The sequence below is a fragment of the Blastomonas aquatica genome, assembly GCF_014639875.1.
GTDB classification, from domain to species: Bacteria; Pseudomonadota; Alphaproteobacteria; order Sphingomonadales; family Sphingomonadaceae; genus Blastomonas; species Blastomonas aquatica.
Genome location: NZ_BMGD01000003.1, coordinates 560,410 through 575,188 on the forward strand (window position 1 = coordinate 560,410; position 14,779 = coordinate 575,188).

The following is a 14,779-nucleotide window of genomic DNA, read 5'->3' on the forward strand; positions in this document are numbered from 1 at the left end:
CATTCCTGTCGGCCATAACCAGACCGGGGCACCAAGCCCCGACTTAAGGGGGTCGTCTTGCGTCACTTATTCTCAACGTCCGTATCCGTGCTCGCGTTCGCCGTCTCCGTTGTTTCCACCCCGGCGCTCGCCAATCCGGTCGAGCAGACCAAGGGCACTTACGAGGACAAGTTCCGCCAGCTCGAGGGCGAGGACTGGCCGACCCCGACCGATTACCGCAACGCCTCAGGCGCGCCGGGCTATCGCTACTGGCAGCAGCAGGTCGACTATGACGTGCAGGTGCGGCTTGACGAGACTAGGCGCACGCTGAGCGGCACCCAGACGGTGCGTTATCAGAACAATTCACCCGATGCTCTGCCTTACCTTTGGCTGCTGCTCGACCAGAACGACTACAAGCGTGATTCGATCGCGGCGATGACCGAGACGGTCTCGGGCGACAAGATCAGCCTGGCCGAAGTGCGCCGGGTCAAGCGGATGCAGGAGTGGGAAGGCGGCTTCACAATCTCGGCGGTGCGCGATGCCAGCGGACGCGCCCTGCCATTCACCGTGGTCGACAGCCTGTTACGGATCGATCTGGGGCAGGCGGTCGCACCCAATGGTGGCGAGACCAGTTTCTTCATCGAGTGGTCGTTCCCGATGGTCGAAAACAAGGTGGTCGGCGGACGATCGGGTTATGAGTGCTTCACCCAACCTGGCGAGGACGGCAACTGCATCTTCGAAGGTGCGCAGTGGTTCCCGCGGCTCGCGGTCTATTCGGACTATGAAGGCTGGCACAACAAGGCGTTTCTGGGATCGGGCGAGTTCACGCTCGAGTTCGGCGATTACCGCGTAGCGCTGACCGTGCCCGCCGACCATGTCGTTTCGGCCACCGGCGTGCTGCAGAACCCCGATGCGGTGCTGTCTGCGGCGCAGCGCCAGCGGCTCGAACAGGCCAAGACCGCGACCAGCCCGGTCTATGTCGTGACGCCTGAAGAGGCGGTCGCGGCAGAACGGAACAAGGCATCGGGCGAGAAGACCTGGGTGTTCGCGGCGGAAAACGTCCGTGATTTCGGCTGGGCCTCGTCGCGCAAGTTCGCCTGGGATGCGCTGGGCGTGAAACAGGATTACGCCGAACAGCCGCTGGTGATGGCGATGTCGTTCTTCCCCAAGGAAGCCCGGCCCTTGTGGGATGCCTATTCGACCAAGGCGATCGCGCACACCATCGACGTCTATGGCAAGTTCGCTTTCCCGTATCCCTATCCCGTCGCGCAGTCGGTCAACGGCCCGGTTGGCGGGATGGAATATCCGATGATCACCTTCAACGGCCCGCGCCCAGTGAAGGACAAGAAGACCGGCAACCTGACCTATACCGAGCGCGCCAAATATGGCCTGATCGGTGTGGTGATTCACGAAATCGGCCACAACTGGTTCCCGATGATCGTCAACTCGGACGAGCGGCAATGGACTTGGATGGACGAGGGGCTCAACACCTTCCTCCAGTTCCAGGCCGAAAAGCTCTGGGACAAGGATTATCCCGTCCGGCGCGGCGAGCCCAAGGACATCGCCGAATACATGCTGTCGACCAACCAGATGCCGTTGATGACGCAATCGGATTCGGTGCTGCAGTTCGGCGCGAACGGCTATGGCAAGCCCGCGACCGCGCTCACCATCCTGCGCGAGACGATCCTGGGCCGTGAACTGTTCGACCGGGCGTTCCGCGAATATGCGACACGCTGGCGGTTCAAGCACCCGACGCCCTATGACTTTTTCCGCACGATGGAGGAAAGTTCGGGCGTCGATCTCGACTGGTTCTGGCGCGGGTGGTTCTATTCGACCGATCACGTCGATATCGCGCTCGACAAGGTGGTGCGCGCGACGATCGAGCCTGCGGATGCGACCGCCGCTGCTGCTGCGCGCAAACGGGAGCGCGATGCCGAGCCCGGATCGCTGACCGCCCAGCGCAACGCTGGTCAGCAGACCGTGGTGGAACGTGATCCTTCGACCCGGGATTTCTACGATGCGGTCGATCCGCTCGATGCCACCGCCGCCGACAAGCGCAAGGCGTCGGAGAGCTATGCTGATCTGACCGCCGAGGAAAAAGAAGCGCGGCAGGTGACCGACAACTTCTACCGCTTCAGCTTCTCCAATCGAGGCGGGCTGGTGATGCCGGTGATCCTCAAGATGGATTTCGCCGATGGGTCGAGCGAGACCGCGCGGATCCCGGCCGAAGTCTGGCGGTACAACCAAAGGGCCGTGACCTGGCAGTTCGTCACGCCCAAGACGCTGACCCGGGCCGAGGTCGATCCGCTGTGGGAGACCGCCGATGCCGACCGGTCGAACAACATTTATGCCGGCCAGATCGCGCCCAAGACCTTGGAAATCGATACGCCCGAGGACGCCAAGAACCGGATGAAGGATTCGGACATGAAGGTGCTGCCCGATTCGCTGCGCACCTATGATGCGCCGCCGAAATGATGCAGCAACGTCTGTTTGCCACCGCACTGGCGCTGGTCGGCGCAGCGACGATGGTCCCGCAGGCCGGCGCGCACCGGGGTCACGATGCGATGAGCGTCGTGACGCTGGGCGAGAACGGTTCGGTCACCGTGTCGCACCGCTTCGAGGCGCATGATCTGGAACCGGCGCTCGCGGAAATCGCTCCTGATGCGCAGACCAGTCTCGACGATCCCGCGGCCATCGAGGAGCTCAAGACCTATCTCCTCGCGCACTTCAGCGTGTCAGCCGATGGCGTGGCCGTGCCGCTCGCGGTGTCTTCGGTCGAGATCGGCGTGCGCGATGTGCGGGTCGATTACACCGGTGTTGTTTCGGGCGAACCCAAGACGCTTGAACTGCGATCGACCATCCTGCGCGACATTTACCCGCGTCAGGTCAACCAGGTCGTCGTTCGGCGCGGCCAGAACGTCCAGACGCTGCGCTTTTCCGGAGGCGAGGCCAAGGTCGTGGCGCTGCGCTGAACGCCCAGCAGGGCGGTCGCGATCAGACCTTGTTCCAGGGGCCCGTGATCGCCAGCGTCATCGCAGGGCTGTATAGATTGACGAACAAGGTCGATCCGTCTGGCGAGAAGCAGGCCCCGGCTAGCTCGGTCTGCAGCCGGCAACGCGCCAGCGTGTAGAGCTTGCCGGCGGGCGTAACACCGCGCAGGTGGTTGTCGACGATCAGCGAATACTGGTCCTCACACACCACCAGATGGCCGTTGGGCGCGACGGTGAGGTTGTCGCCGAAATTGAACATGTCCGGGTCGTCTGACTCGACAAAATTCTGGAGCATCCCGGGAGACGACCGTTCATCGGCTTGCCCCTCGAAGCGGCTGGGGCGATAGCACATCACCTGGCCCAGCTTGGCGGCACCCCCCGATGTGCAGCAGAAATAGATCGAACCGTTACCGAAATGCACGCCTTCGCCGCGCGCAAACCGTGCCGCGCCGGCGGCATGGCCGCGTAGCCGCAGGTCGTCATCGGGGCTGTGCGTGCCGCTAAGGTCGATCCAGCGCACCGGGCGTGCCGCGCCGCGGGGCAGCGTCACGCCGGACCAGTTGCGGGTGTCGTCCAGCCCGCGTTCAACAAACGCCAGCGCCTGCAACCGCCCGCCTGCCGCCAGTCGACCCGGCTGGTCGGGCAGGAAGCGATAGAACAGCGAATCGTCGCGGTCCTCGGTCAGATAGGCAATTCCGGTGGCCGGATCGATCGCGGCGGCTTCATGGTTGAACCGACCCATAGCCTTGAGCGGCACCGGATCGACCAGGCCCTTGTGCGTAGCAGGCACCTCGAACACCCAGCCATGGTCGCGTGCCACGCCATTGCCCGCACGGGTGACATCCTCCTCGCAGGTCAGCCAGCTGCCCCAGGGGGTGATGCCGCCCGAGCAGTTGCGGATTGTCCCGGCAAGGCTCTGGTATTGCGCTTCGACCTTGCCGCTGCGCTGATCGTAGATCAGCGTCGATGTGCCCCCGGGCAGCGCGCGGTCATCATCGGTGCGGTCATAGGCAAGCGCCACCGGGCGAGACCCGAACGGCCCCGAACGATAATGCCGCACCTGCAGTTCGTGGTTGCGGACAAGGGCAACGCGCCCCTCGCCAAGGGCAAAGCACCCCATGCCATCGGCGCGGTCGCCCACGACATGGCCATCGTCCATCGCATCGCCCGCGCGCGAAATGACGCTATAGGCATAGCCCGGTGGCAGATCGAGCACGCCTTGCGGATCCTCGACCAGTCCGGAATTGGCCGACTGCGATGATCGCCCGCCATACGCGCACCCGGCAAGCCCAGCGAAAGCCATGGCGGTCAGGCTTCTGGTAAATTCGCGGCGATCCATCTGGTTCACTTTCTTGATCATGCGGTTTCGTTTTCCGCCTCCCGCGCCGGGACGCGGCGGATCAGGAACACCAGCAGCACCGCAAGCACCGTCATTAGCCCAATCAGCAGCCAGGCATCGTTGATCGCATCAACCAGCGCCTGCCTTTCGACCAGCGGGCGTACCAGTTCCTCGGTGAACTCGTCGGGCGGAGTGCCGATCTGCTCCAGAAACGCATCGCGCGGGATGCCGATCTTGACCGCGGTTTCGACGCTGCCCGCTTGGAGCTTTGCGGCGATGTCCGCGCCATAGGTCGCCGCGCGGCTGAAGATCGTCGTGTCGATCAGTGCCAGACCGATCGCTCCGCCCAGATTGCGCATCAGGTTGAACAGCCCGCTACCATCGGCGACCTTGTCGGTGGAGAGATAGCCCAGCGCGATTCGGGTCGGGGGCAACAGACAGAACATGGTGGCGACCCCGCGCATGATCTGCGGCCAGAGCATTTCGGCGAAATCGGTTTCGGCGCTCTGGCCCGTGCTGGCGAGCAACCCCCCGGCGAACAAGACGAAGCCGAACAGGCTGAGCGTGCGTGCGCCCACTCGTTGCTCGAGGTACACTGCGAGCGGCGCGGCAAGCAGCTGCGCGATCCCCGTCACCAGCATGATCTCGCCGATCCGCAGCGCATTGTGCTCGCGTACCAGTCCCAGAAAGAACGGCATCAGATATGTCGACCCGAAAAGCCCGGCTCCCAGAATGAAGCTGAGGCCACACCCGACCGCAAAATTGCGGTCGCGAAAGCATCGCAGTTCGACCAAAGGCGAGGCCGATCGCCAAGTCCGCCAGACGAACCAGACCGCGCAGGCCGCAAAGCCGATCAAAAGCGCTGCCACCCAGGGCGAGAGCCATCCCAGCGACGGTGCGTCCTTCAACCCGATCTGCAGCGCCGTCAGCCCGGCCGCGAGCAGGAGCAGCGCAACCAAATCGATCGACCGTTCGCTGCGAGCATTGCTCGCGGCACCGCGCAGGGTCAACGCCGCGCCAATCGCTGCGAGGATGCCGGGCACGATGTTGATCCGAAACAGCCAGTGCCACGAATAGGTTTCGGTCAGCCAGCCACCGACGATCGGTCCGACCGAGGGGGCGAACACTGCGGCGACCCCCGCGATGGTGGTCGCAAGCCCCTGCGAGCGTGGCGGGAACAGCAGGAACACCGCCGAAAAAACCGCCGGGATCAGCGTGCCACCGGCAAATCCCTGCACGATCCGCCACCCGATCAGCATCTCGTAGCTATCGCTCTGTCCACAGCCTGCCGAAGCCAATGTAAACACCGAGACCGCGCACACGAACAGCCAGCGCATTCCCATCTTCGCGGTCAAATACCCGGTCAGCGGGATGGCGACGATCTCCGCCGTCAAATAGGCGGTCTGCACCCAGATCATCTCGTCGGGGGTCATCCCCAGTGCCTGTTGAATTGCCGGGAGCGAGGTCGCAACGATCTGGATGTCCAGAATGGCCATGAACATGCCAAGGGACATGCACAGAAAGCCGATCCAGGGCAGGATCCGGTAGCTCAACGTCTCGGTTTGGCTCATGCGTGCCTCGTAACCCAGGCGTCACCGGGTGGCCAAAGGAAACTTCTGGTGGGTTGCCCTGGCGCGATTGTCGGCGCGAGCGCCAACGGATCAGCGCTTGCCGCTCTCTTCGCGTTGGGCTTTGATCTTGTACATTGCTGCCTTGCAGCTGGGCGATGTCTGCTCGACCTTGGCGATCATGCACGCCTCGACCCGCTTGCGGCTCATCGCCTTCATCTCGGCAGGGCACAAGGTGCGCGCTTCACGGGCGCAGGCCTGTTTACCGGGATCCGCTGCCGCATATGCCGGGCCACTCAACGCCACCGCCAGAACCGCGCCCGATACAAGCAGGCGGATAGAGCGAGAGGCTTTGCTGCCTGCGCTGTTTTGTGCACCGGTCATCATCATTCTGTTCAACACCCTTGTTTTCCGCGTGAAATGTCGCGCGCGCACCGCAGTATAGGCCCTGGCGATGCGCTGATGGCGTGGGAAAGGAGTATCCGTCTTCCCCCGGCAGTTCAACCTCAGCGCGACGTGCCGAGGCTCGGCCCCGTCGCAAGCGCGGCAGTGGTGGACATTGACATGGCGCCCGGGGCACCACAGCTAGGCAGGATGTGCAATCGGTACCAGCCCGGCGAACGCCAACGGATCCAGGATCATTTCAACGCCAGGCTGCTGCGCGAATACAATGCGGGCCCGCCGACCGTGCACCCCAAAGAGCCCGGCTGGGTGGTCCGCATCAAGGACGGCGAGACCGTTCTGGAGCAGATGACCTGGGGCTTCCCGATGGTTCTGAGGGGCAAGCAGGGACAGCCGCTTAAGCCCAAGCCGGTCAACAACGCGCGGTTCGACAAACTGGGTGCGTTCTGGAAGCGCTGGGCATCGCAGCCCGATCACCGCTGCCTGATACCAACATCGCGTTACGCCGAAGCCGTTGGTCCAGCTGGGAAAATGACCGAAACGTGGCTTTCGCTCAAGAATGAGCCGCTGTTTGCCTGGGCGGGGCTTTGGCGATCGTCGGAAGAATGGGGCGATTGCTATACCGGGGTGATGACCGAGAACGCACCCGAGCTCGCGGACATCCACGACCGCTCGCCGGTCATCCTGCTGCCGGACCAATGGCAAGCCTGGCTTACCACACCGCTCGAAGACCTCTACCGGTTCGACACACCGTTTCCAGCCGACGCCATGGAGGTCGAGGCGACGTCTGATCTGTGGGCGCGCCCGAAGATGAAAGGAAAAGCAGCATGAAGCCTGAGCGTGACCCGGTAGCGCCGGGACAGCGCAGCGTCTGGGATTTTCCCCGGCCCGCGATCGCTGAACCGTGCGATGCGCATGTCCGGATCGAACATCGCGGCACCATCATCGCCGAGACGCGCGAGGCGGTCTGCACCTTCGAGACGAGCCATCCGCCGAGCTACTACATCCCCCCGCAGGCGATCACCCCGGGTGTGCTGCGACGTGCGACAGGCAGCTCGTTTTGCGAGTGGAAAGGCGCTGCGGTCTATTGGGATGTTGTCGTTGCCGACACTGTCCTGCCGCGGATCGGCTGGAGCTATCCGAGCCCGAGCGCGAGTTTCGCTAGGCTGCGCGACCATGTCGCGTTTTACGCTGGGCCGTTTGATCGGTGCACCGTCAACGGTGAGGTGGTCATTCCCCAACCCGGCGCATTTTACGGTGGCTGGATTACATCGGGCTATGCGGGACCCTTCAAGGGCGGGCCTGGGAGCATGGGATGGTGACCTGCAACGAGGATGGGCAAAAAGCAGGCATGCATCGGACATGGTCTGCACCGACCCCTGGCGAGTGGTGGGCGTTTGCCAGTGGTCTCAGCTGTTGAAATGGAGGGAGCAAGGCGCGGTTTGCGCCGTTCAAAGGGTGAATCAGGCGAGCGCCTTGAATATCGCCTGTGCCAGATCGGCGTGGCGAAACGGCTTGTTGAGCTGAGGCAAGCCCAGTTCAAGCTCACCTCCTGCATAGCCGGTAACGATCAGCACCGGCAGTTCAGGTTTCAACTGTGATGCGCGTTCGGCAAGGCTTGCGCCATTCATCCCCGGCATCATGTAATCGGTGATCATCATATCGACCTGCAGACCGGCCTCGAGTTCGCTCAGCGCCTGGGTCGCGGTCGCGACATCACGAACATGATGACCTATCTCCCGCAGCATCTCGGCGGTTCCAAAGCGGACCACGTCCTCGTCGTCGATCAACAAGATGTTCAACGCTCGCATTTCGGGCAGGTTATGCTGGGATCGAATTAGGGGTTCAGAGAAGGTCGCCGTTTCACGGGCAACCGGAAGAATAAGGTCCGCCTGGGTCCCAGCGCCCAGTTTGCTGCTCAGCGATAGCGAGCCGCCAAGCTGTGCTGCCAATCCGTGCACCATGGAAAGCCCAAGGCCCGTGCCCTTGCCGGTTCCTTTGGTGGTATAGAATGGCTCGATCGCGCGTGACAGCGTTTCCGCGTCCATGCCCGCGCCGGTGTCGCGGAGCGAGATGCACACATAGTCGCCAGACGGAATATCCCTGGTTGGCAGATCGGTAAGCGAAGCCGTGTTCGTCACAATCTCCAACCTGCCCCCGTCGGGCATGGCATCGCGTGCATTGACGCACAGGTTCAAGATGGCGAGTTCCAGTTGACTAGCATCCGCCAGCACCGCAGGCGTATCGAGTGGACAATCGATCTCGAGCCGGATCGCCGGACCGATGGAACTGCGAATCAGGTCCTGCATACCCAGCAGGAGGGCAGTGAGATCGATGGGCTTGGTTTCGAGGGCTTGCCGGCGGGCAAACCCGAGAAGGCGGCTTACCAGCACGCGCGCGCGTTCAGCAGACTCGAGCGCGCCATTGATCAATCGCTTCATGCGCGGATCCTGATCGCCATAACGATGCCAGAGCAGGTCCAGCGCGCCTGTAATCGGTGTCAGTAGATTGTTGAAATCGTGGGCTACGCCGCCTGTAAGCTGGCCAATTGTCTCGAGCTTTTGCGCCTGATGCAGCTTTTCATCCGCGATCTGCCGCTCGGCGACCGCATCTTCGACCCGCCGCTCGAGTGTTTCGTTCAATTCGCGCAGCGCGGTCTGCGCCCGGGTACGAGCCGTCACGTCCTGGAACAAAACCGCGACTTCGTTCCGTGCGGCAGGTTCGATACGGAATGCCGATAGTTCGAGGTGACGGCGGGTGGCCAGCAACTCACGCTCGAAACGGATCGGCTTTCCTGTTTGCAATACATCGCGGTAGAGTTCTATCCAGCCGTCGGCCTCATCGGGGACCAATTCGCGGACCCTGCGGCCGATGGCATTGTCGATCCCGGTGTGCCGCTCATAAGCTGCATTCATTTGTACATGAACATAGTCACTCAGCGGGCCGTGTGCGCCATCGATGAACCGGATGACGCAAAACCCTTCGTCCATCGTTTCGAAAAGGGTTGCGTACCGTGCCTCGCTCTCGCGCAGAGCGACTAGCCTGCTGCGGGCTTCATACTGTCTGCGGCGCGCGCGCAGGGCTGATTGCGCAAGGCTGAGCAATGTGGTCGGGTGGAATGGCCTTTCCAGAAACGTGACGTTGCCCAGAAGCTCAAGATGGCGACCAGCGGCAGGGTTACGCTCCAGCCCACCACCACGGTTTGTCAGCAGAATGAATGGAAAATCCGACCACTCCTGCTGATTACCCAGCCAGCGCACCAGCGGCGCAATATCGCCGGACTGAAGCGCCTCCTCGGTGATGAGCGCAAAAGCGGCGCCATGGTCCAGCTCTTCAATCAAGGCGAGCAGCGACGAGCAGACGAGCGATTCCAGTCCGCCTTCGGACAATAGGGCGCTTGCGATCGCTGCATCGAGTCCGACCGGTGCGAGGACCAGCGCCCGCTCGGAAAGCGTGGCTCGAATCACTGAGGTTTGACCCCGGGCAGTGGAGCTGAACCGACCAGCACCGGAACGCCCTTCAGGACGCCTTGGAAATCGGTCAGTGGCGGGCCGAATGCCATGCCCTGGTTGTTGATGCTATACTCGCGAATGGAGTCCTCGTGCATGCTCATGCGCTTCTTGACCACTGAGATTGCTCTGCGCACCCGGCCCATCGCCTCAAAATAGCGGAGCAAGATGACCGTATCTGCGATGTAGGTTACGTCGACCGGCGTCTTCATGTCCCCGACCAGCCCATGCTGGGCCACTGTGAGAAACGTCGTGGCGCCTTGCCGGTTCAGATATTGCAGAAGCTCGTGAATATGCAGGATGAGGGCGTGCTCGCCGGGCATCGATGCGTTGTAGCCATTAAGGCTGTCGATGACGATCGTGCGCGCACCCAGGGTTTCGACACAATGACGCACGCGGGAAGAAAATTCGCCTGGCGTAAGTTCGGCTGCATCGACCTGTTCGAGGACAAGGTTGCCAGTCTTAATCATCGCCTCAAGATCGATATCGAGTTTCAAGGACCGCTGGATCAGCAGGTCGATTTCTTCATCGAAAACGAACATTGCTGCCCGCTCCCCCCGCGCTACAGCAGTCTTGATGAAGGTCAGCGCGAGAAGCGATTTTCCGGTGCCGGCAGGTCCTAGCAGGAGAACGCTCGATCCGCGCTCGACGCCCCCGCCAAGCAGCGCGTTCAACGCGAGGGAATCGGTTTCAAGCATCGTCCGTTCGAACCTTTTGTGATGCTCGCCGGACACAAGCCGGGGGAATATCTTCACCCCGCCAGTGTGGATCGACAGATCGTGGAAACCTCCCCGGAACCTGCGTCCGCGGTATTTGATCACCCGCATCCTGCGCCGTTCCGGTCCATAATCCGGGGCGACCTCTTCAAGGCGCACGACGCCATGCGCAACCGAGTGCACCGTCTTGTCGTTGCTGTCGGTTGTCATGTCATCGAGCATCAGCACCGTAGCATCCTGGCCGGCAAAGTAGTGCTTCAGCGCCAGAATCTGGCGGCGGTAGCGCAAAGAGCTTTGCGCCAGCAGGCGGATTTCGGAAAGACTGTCGAGCACCACCCGCGAAGGGCGAATTTCCTCGAACTTGTTGAAAATGCGTTTGGTGGTTTCGCCCAGTTCAAGGTCTGAAGAATACAGCAGGCTCTGCTGCTGCCGCTCGTCGAGCAAATTTTCCGGCGGGACCAGCTCGAACAGATCGAGGTTGTCCAAGGACCAACCGTGTGAGCGCGCGGTAGCGTGCAGTTCGTCTTCTGTTTCGGACAGGGAGATGTACAGACAGCGCTCACCCCCGAGCGCGCCGGTCATCAGAAACTGCAGCGCAATGGTAGTTTTACCGGTGCCCGGGTTGCCCTCGAGCAGATAAGATCGCCCGCGCTCGAATCCGCCGCCGAGCACATCGTCCAATCCTTCGATCCCGGTTTTTGCCTGTTGGTTCTCAGTTGTTTCTGTCACGCATCGTCACCTATCGACTTGCTAACTTCCCGGCTTCAACCGAAGCTTGTTATCCGGCCGTGTTCCTTTTTGCCGCTGTTGCCTGATGTCCTGAGTTTTTGCCGCGACTGTTCACACATCGATTTTTCCTTGCTGGACCTCGGAAATTGAAGACGCTTGCGATCATTGCCTGGTTCCCTGCGAGGAACAATCCACGCTGGCACGTACCAGCACATGGTTTCGATCTAGACTGTAGGGAGGATCTTCGACGCGCGGCCGCAAATGTCCGGAATGGTTCAGACGGAGGCCTGCACTCGACAAGCCCGCGCTGGTGGCTGTATTCGAGCTTCATGAAGCTGACTGATGGAAGATGGCATCGGAACGATGTCGGGAACTCGAAGAGTGAAGAGGCAACCAGCCGATTGCTCGCATGTATTAGAGTTATGCCCGAAGCAAATCAGCCATGAGCAGCGGAACCGAATTGCTACTTCAAGAACTCGGGATGTTTGCCCGGGCTGCCAAGACGGTCCATCTTCCGATAATCTTCACCGATGCCAAATCCCCGGGCGATCCGGTGGTGTTCGTCAACGATGCCTTTGTGGCGCTGACCGGGCTGGGCCGTGAGGCAATTTTGGATCAGCCGCTCGATACCTTGCTTGGCGAGGTTACCGATCTCACCAGCCTCTCGGCAATCCGGCGGCAAATGCTGGTGGAAGAGTCCGGGGCATGGGAAATGCCATGCCGCCGTACAGATGGTACGGCATTTACAGCGGCGATATTTTTCAGCCCCGTGGAGGATGATAACGCCATTGTCCGCCGCCACTTTTTCGTCATTGTGGAGCTGGGCGGGCAAGTTGAATGGCTGCTTGAGCAACGCAACGCGATGCACGCGCTATATGCGCAGGCGCCTGGCTTCATCTCGACCTCGACCGGGCCGGAGCATCGGTTCAGCTTTGCCAATGCATCCTACAAGCGGTTCGTTGCGAGGGACGATCTGATCGGCAAGCCTGTGGCGGAAGCCTTGCCTGAAATGGTGGATCAGGGGTTCCTGAAAGTGCTCGACGAAGTGTACCACACCGGCAAGCCCTACACCGGAACCGGGATGCCGATGGGAATCGTTATCCCCGAGACCGGTGAAATCGAGATGCGTTACTGCGATTTCGTCTATCAGCCGGTGCGTGATGCCAGTGGCAAGATCACCGGGCTATTCTGCGAAGGCTATGATGTCACCGAGCAGCGGGAAACCGCCGACCGGTTGTCGATGCTGCAGGCCCAGATGATCCATCTTTCGCGGGTCAATGCGATGGGAACCATGGCCACCACGCTGGCGCACGAACTGAACCAGCCGCTGGCTGCGATCGGAAACTACGCCACTGGCCTCGCACGGATGGCCGAGGCCGGACCGATCGATCGCGAGAACCTCGGCCTTGCGCTGCGGGGGATCCAGGAAGCAACCCAGCGCGCGGGCGATATCATCCAGAACCTGCGCGACCTGACCCGCCGCAGGGGACCAGAGCGAACCAGCTTCGATCTGGGAGATGCAGTCAGCGAATGCATCAGGCTGGTGCAGGCAACGGTACCCCCCAGCATCATCATCACGACGGAAATTGCGCCTGATACCCGGTTGGCGGCGGACAGGGTGCAGATCCAGCAGGTGATCATCAACCTGCTGCGCAACGCCTGCGACGCGGTGATGGCCACCCCGGTCAAGAACGTGACGGTTTCCACCAGAACCGTCGACGCAAACCTGGTGGTCTGCATTTGCGACAGTGGCGCCGGTGTTCCGGTCGAGGTCGCCGAACGGATATTTTCCTGGTCGGAATCTTCCAAGGAGGGCGGAATGGGGTTGGGCCTGTCGATCTGCCGGACGATCATTGAAGCGCATCACGGTCGTATCTGGCTGGAGGACAGCGGGACGGGGGGGTCCGAATTCTGCTTCTCGATGCCCATGCAGGAAGGTCTGCTGCCGACGAAAGGCAGGCATCACAGATGACATCTCCGACAACCCCCGGCAATCCTATCGTTGCGAGCGCTAAGCGCCCGGCGCGCAGAGTCTATATCATCGATGACGACAGCCAGATCCGCAAATCCCTCCATTTCCTGCTCGGTTCGAGCGACATTCATGCTTGGCCATTTTCATCTTGCGGGGATTTTCTCGAGCAGCTTGCCGATCTTGCTCCAGCGCCCATCCTGCTGGATATCCGCATGCCCGAAATCGACGGGCTGCAGATGCTCGAAATCCTTGGTGAGCGCCAGATACCCTGGCCGGTGGTCATCATGACCGCGCACGGCGATGTTTCTATCGCGGTGCGCGCGATGAAGCTTGGGGCAATCGACTTTGTGGAAAAGCCGTACCGACCCGATCTGCTAGACGCCGTGTTGGAGCAAGCCTTCACCCAGCTTGATCGGATGGAGCAATCGGTCCACCGCCGTGATGAAGCTCGGCGGCTGATCGAGCATTTATCAAAACGCGAGCGCGAGATCATCGCAATTCTGATGGAGGGAGTTCTCAACAAGGAGGTCGCCCACCGGCTGGGTCTGAGCATTCGGACGGTCGAGATGCACCGGGGCAATGCCTTGGCCAAGCTGGGACTGCGCAGCGTTGCCGAGGTGGTCACGTTGATCAATGCTGCCAAGCTTGGCCCCGACGGTCTGAATTCCCTGCAGTCCAAGGTCTGACTGGCGCCCCAGGGATTGGGTCGATCAATCTTCCAGACATGCGAAGGCCAGGGTGGAAATAGCGTTGTACGCCTTGAACCCGATCTTGCCAGCGGCAGCCCACTGGATCCGCCCATAAACGCAAGGTGCATTACCGGCTTTGACGATAATGTGCTGGCCGGGCCTCAGGCCGGGACCTGTATCGATCAACATTCCGGTCGATGAGACATTGCGGATCGTTGCGGGGCGAGGGGGGCGGCCCGCAAGCAGGCGAGCAGTCGCGTTGATCTGCTGACGCAATGGGCGCGGTTGATGACCCTCATACATGCCATGATCGACATATTCGGGATCAACATCGAACATCTGGAGAGCGTTGGGAAGATTGAGGCCGAACTGACGACCAAGCACCCATTTGACCGTTCCGGCGTGATAGGTGAGTTCGTCGGTCGTGATGTGCATGACCTGCCCAACGCTCAACTCGACATTGGCTTCGCCCTTCACACCCATTGCCGATGCATCGCAAATCCGCACATCACAGAACACATCGACGGGGTAGACCGTGGCATGCAGGAACACAGTCCGGCGGCGGCTGGTGCGCCGTTCGGAAGGGTCAAACGCCGCAACGCTGGGGGGCGACGGATGAACAAGATAATTGCGAATTTGTTTCAGAAGCATTTTTTTGACCTTTCCCCGACCGATTGCAGACGGTGTTTGGGGCTCAGCGCGTTAACACCGCGTAGTTTGAGATACGGTAGTTCCACGGTATGACGATCCGCGCTCTCGCGTTATCAGCCGCGGCCCTCGGGTGCTTTGTGCCACCTGCAGAGCGAAGGCTTCATTTTCTTCCAATGATGGTTTGCCACCCCTGCGTAAGTTGAGGGTGTTGACCTTGATGCCCGCACACGCCACA

12 protein-coding genes are annotated in these 14,779 nt (G+C 61.3%); 6 read left to right on the top strand and 6 right to left on the bottom strand.

All coding sequences use genetic code 11. From position 1 onward, the window contains the following. Window positions 1–87: 87 nt before the first annotated feature. Both IEW00_RS10605 and IEW00_RS10610 read left to right on the top strand, forming a co-directional pair. Window positions 88–2,454, top strand: a complete 2,367-nt coding sequence (locus IEW00_RS10605; protein WP_188514347.1) for a M1 family metallopeptidase — start codon at window positions 88–90, stop codon at window positions 2,452–2,454. Then, a complete protein-coding gene (locus tag IEW00_RS10610; RefSeq protein ID WP_188514348.1) occupies window positions 2,451–2,951 on the top strand; it encodes a DUF6702 family protein in 501 nt (166 codons plus the stop codon). The genes IEW00_RS10605 and IEW00_RS10610 overlap by 4 nt, the downstream gene beginning before the upstream one ends. 22 nt (window positions 2,952–2,973) lie before the next feature. Here IEW00_RS10610 and IEW00_RS10615 read toward each other — a convergent pair whose 3' ends face one another. The 3 genes from IEW00_RS10615 to IEW00_RS10625 all read right to left on the bottom strand — a co-directional run bounded on the left by IEW00_RS10615 (window position 2,974) and on the right by IEW00_RS10625 (window position 6,266). Then, complete coding sequence (locus IEW00_RS10615) at window positions 2,974–4,329, bottom strand: alkaline phosphatase PhoX (RefSeq protein WP_229736963.1); 1,356 nt, start codon at window positions 4,327–4,329, stop codon at window positions 2,974–2,976. Further along, complete coding sequence (locus IEW00_RS10620; protein WP_188514349.1) at window positions 4,326–5,879, bottom strand: DHA2 family efflux MFS transporter permease subunit; 1,554 nt, start codon at window positions 5,877–5,879, stop codon at window positions 4,326–4,328. Before IEW00_RS10620 ends, IEW00_RS10615 begins: the two co-directional genes overlap by 4 nt. 90 nt (window positions 5,880–5,969) lie before the next feature. Next, the gene (locus IEW00_RS10625) at window positions 5,970–6,266 is read right to left on the bottom strand and encodes a hypothetical protein (RefSeq protein WP_229736964.1); all 297 of its coding nucleotides are present in this window, start codon (window positions 6,264–6,266) and stop codon (window positions 5,970–5,972) included. Between the two features lie 204 nt (window positions 6,267–6,470). Between IEW00_RS10625 and IEW00_RS10630 the strand changes: the two genes are divergently transcribed. Both IEW00_RS10630 and IEW00_RS10635 read left to right on the top strand, forming a co-directional pair. After that, on the top strand, window positions 6,471–7,109 hold the full coding sequence (locus IEW00_RS10630) for an SOS response-associated peptidase (RefSeq protein WP_188514350.1): 639 nt from the start codon (window positions 6,471–6,473) through the stop codon (window positions 7,107–7,109). Beyond that, complete coding sequence (locus IEW00_RS10635; RefSeq protein ID WP_188514351.1) at window positions 7,106–7,600, top strand: DUF427 domain-containing protein; 495 nt, start codon at window positions 7,106–7,108, stop codon at window positions 7,598–7,600. Before IEW00_RS10630 ends, IEW00_RS10635 begins: the two co-directional genes overlap by 4 nt. 141 nt (window positions 7,601–7,741) lie before the next feature. Here IEW00_RS10635 and IEW00_RS10640 read toward each other — a convergent pair whose 3' ends face one another. Together IEW00_RS10640 and IEW00_RS10645 are read right to left on the bottom strand one after the other, a co-directional pair. Beyond that, window positions 7,742–9,745, bottom strand: a complete 2,004-nt coding sequence (locus IEW00_RS10640; RefSeq protein ID WP_308419326.1) for an ATP-binding protein — start codon at window positions 9,743–9,745, stop codon at window positions 7,742–7,744. Further along, window positions 9,742–11,232 carry an ATPase domain-containing protein gene (locus IEW00_RS10645; protein ID WP_188514352.1) on the bottom strand — a complete coding sequence of 497 codons (1,491 nt, stop codon included), beginning with the start codon at window positions 11,230–11,232 and terminating at the stop codon, window positions 9,742–9,744. Before IEW00_RS10645 ends, IEW00_RS10640 begins: the two co-directional genes overlap by 4 nt. Window positions 11,233–11,674: 442 nt before the next feature. Here IEW00_RS10645 and IEW00_RS10650 point away from each other — a divergent pair, with 442 nt between their 5' ends. Together IEW00_RS10650 and IEW00_RS10655 are read left to right on the top strand one after the other, a co-directional pair. Continuing rightward, on the top strand, window positions 11,675–13,204 hold the full coding sequence (locus IEW00_RS10650; RefSeq protein WP_188514353.1) for a sensor histidine kinase: 1,530 nt from the start codon (window positions 11,675–11,677) through the stop codon (window positions 13,202–13,204). After that, window positions 13,201–13,890: a response regulator transcription factor gene (locus IEW00_RS10655; protein ID WP_188514354.1), complete on the top strand. Its 690-nt coding sequence runs from the start codon at window positions 13,201–13,203 to the stop codon at window positions 13,888–13,890. Before IEW00_RS10650 ends, IEW00_RS10655 begins: the two co-directional genes overlap by 4 nt. 24 nt (window positions 13,891–13,914) lie before the next feature. Here the strand turns inward: IEW00_RS10655 and IEW00_RS10660 are convergent, their stop codons facing one another. After that, complete coding sequence (locus IEW00_RS10660) at window positions 13,915–14,544, bottom strand: hypothetical protein (RefSeq protein ID WP_188514355.1); 630 nt, start codon at window positions 14,542–14,544, stop codon at window positions 13,915–13,917. Window positions 14,545–14,779: the final 235 nt, after the last annotated feature.

What these genes read in the sequence shown, in the direction of transcription:
- IEW00_RS10610 (WP_188514348.1), top strand. Translation starts at nt 2,451, where the DNA reads ATGATGCAGCAACGTCTGTTTGCCACCGCACTGGCGCTGGTCGGCGCA.
- IEW00_RS10615 (WP_229736963.1), bottom strand. Translation starts at nt 4,329, where the DNA reads ATGATCAAGAAAGTGAACCAGATGGATCGCCGCGAATTTACCAGAAGC.
- IEW00_RS10620 (WP_188514349.1), bottom strand. Translation starts at nt 5,879, where the DNA reads ATGAGCCAAACCGAGACGTTGAGCTACCGGATCCTGCCCTGGATCGGC.
- IEW00_RS10625 (WP_229736964.1), bottom strand. Translation starts at nt 6,266, where the DNA reads ATGATGATGACCGGTGCACAAAACAGCGCAGGCAGCAAAGCCTCTCGC.
- IEW00_RS10630 (WP_188514350.1), top strand. Translation starts at nt 6,471, where the DNA reads ATGTGCAATCGGTACCAGCCCGGCGAACGCCAACGGATCCAGGATCAT.
- IEW00_RS10635 (WP_188514351.1), top strand. Translation starts at nt 7,106, where the DNA reads ATGAAGCCTGAGCGTGACCCGGTAGCGCCGGGACAGCGCAGCGTCTGG.
- IEW00_RS10650 (WP_188514353.1), top strand. Translation starts at nt 11,675, where the DNA reads ATGAGCAGCGGAACCGAATTGCTACTTCAAGAACTCGGGATGTTTGCC.
- IEW00_RS10655 (WP_188514354.1), top strand. Translation starts at nt 13,201, where the DNA reads ATGACATCTCCGACAACCCCCGGCAATCCTATCGTTGCGAGCGCTAAG.
- IEW00_RS10660 (WP_188514355.1), bottom strand. Translation starts at nt 14,544, where the DNA reads ATGCTTCTGAAACAAATTCGCAATTATCTTGTTCATCCGTCGCCCCCC.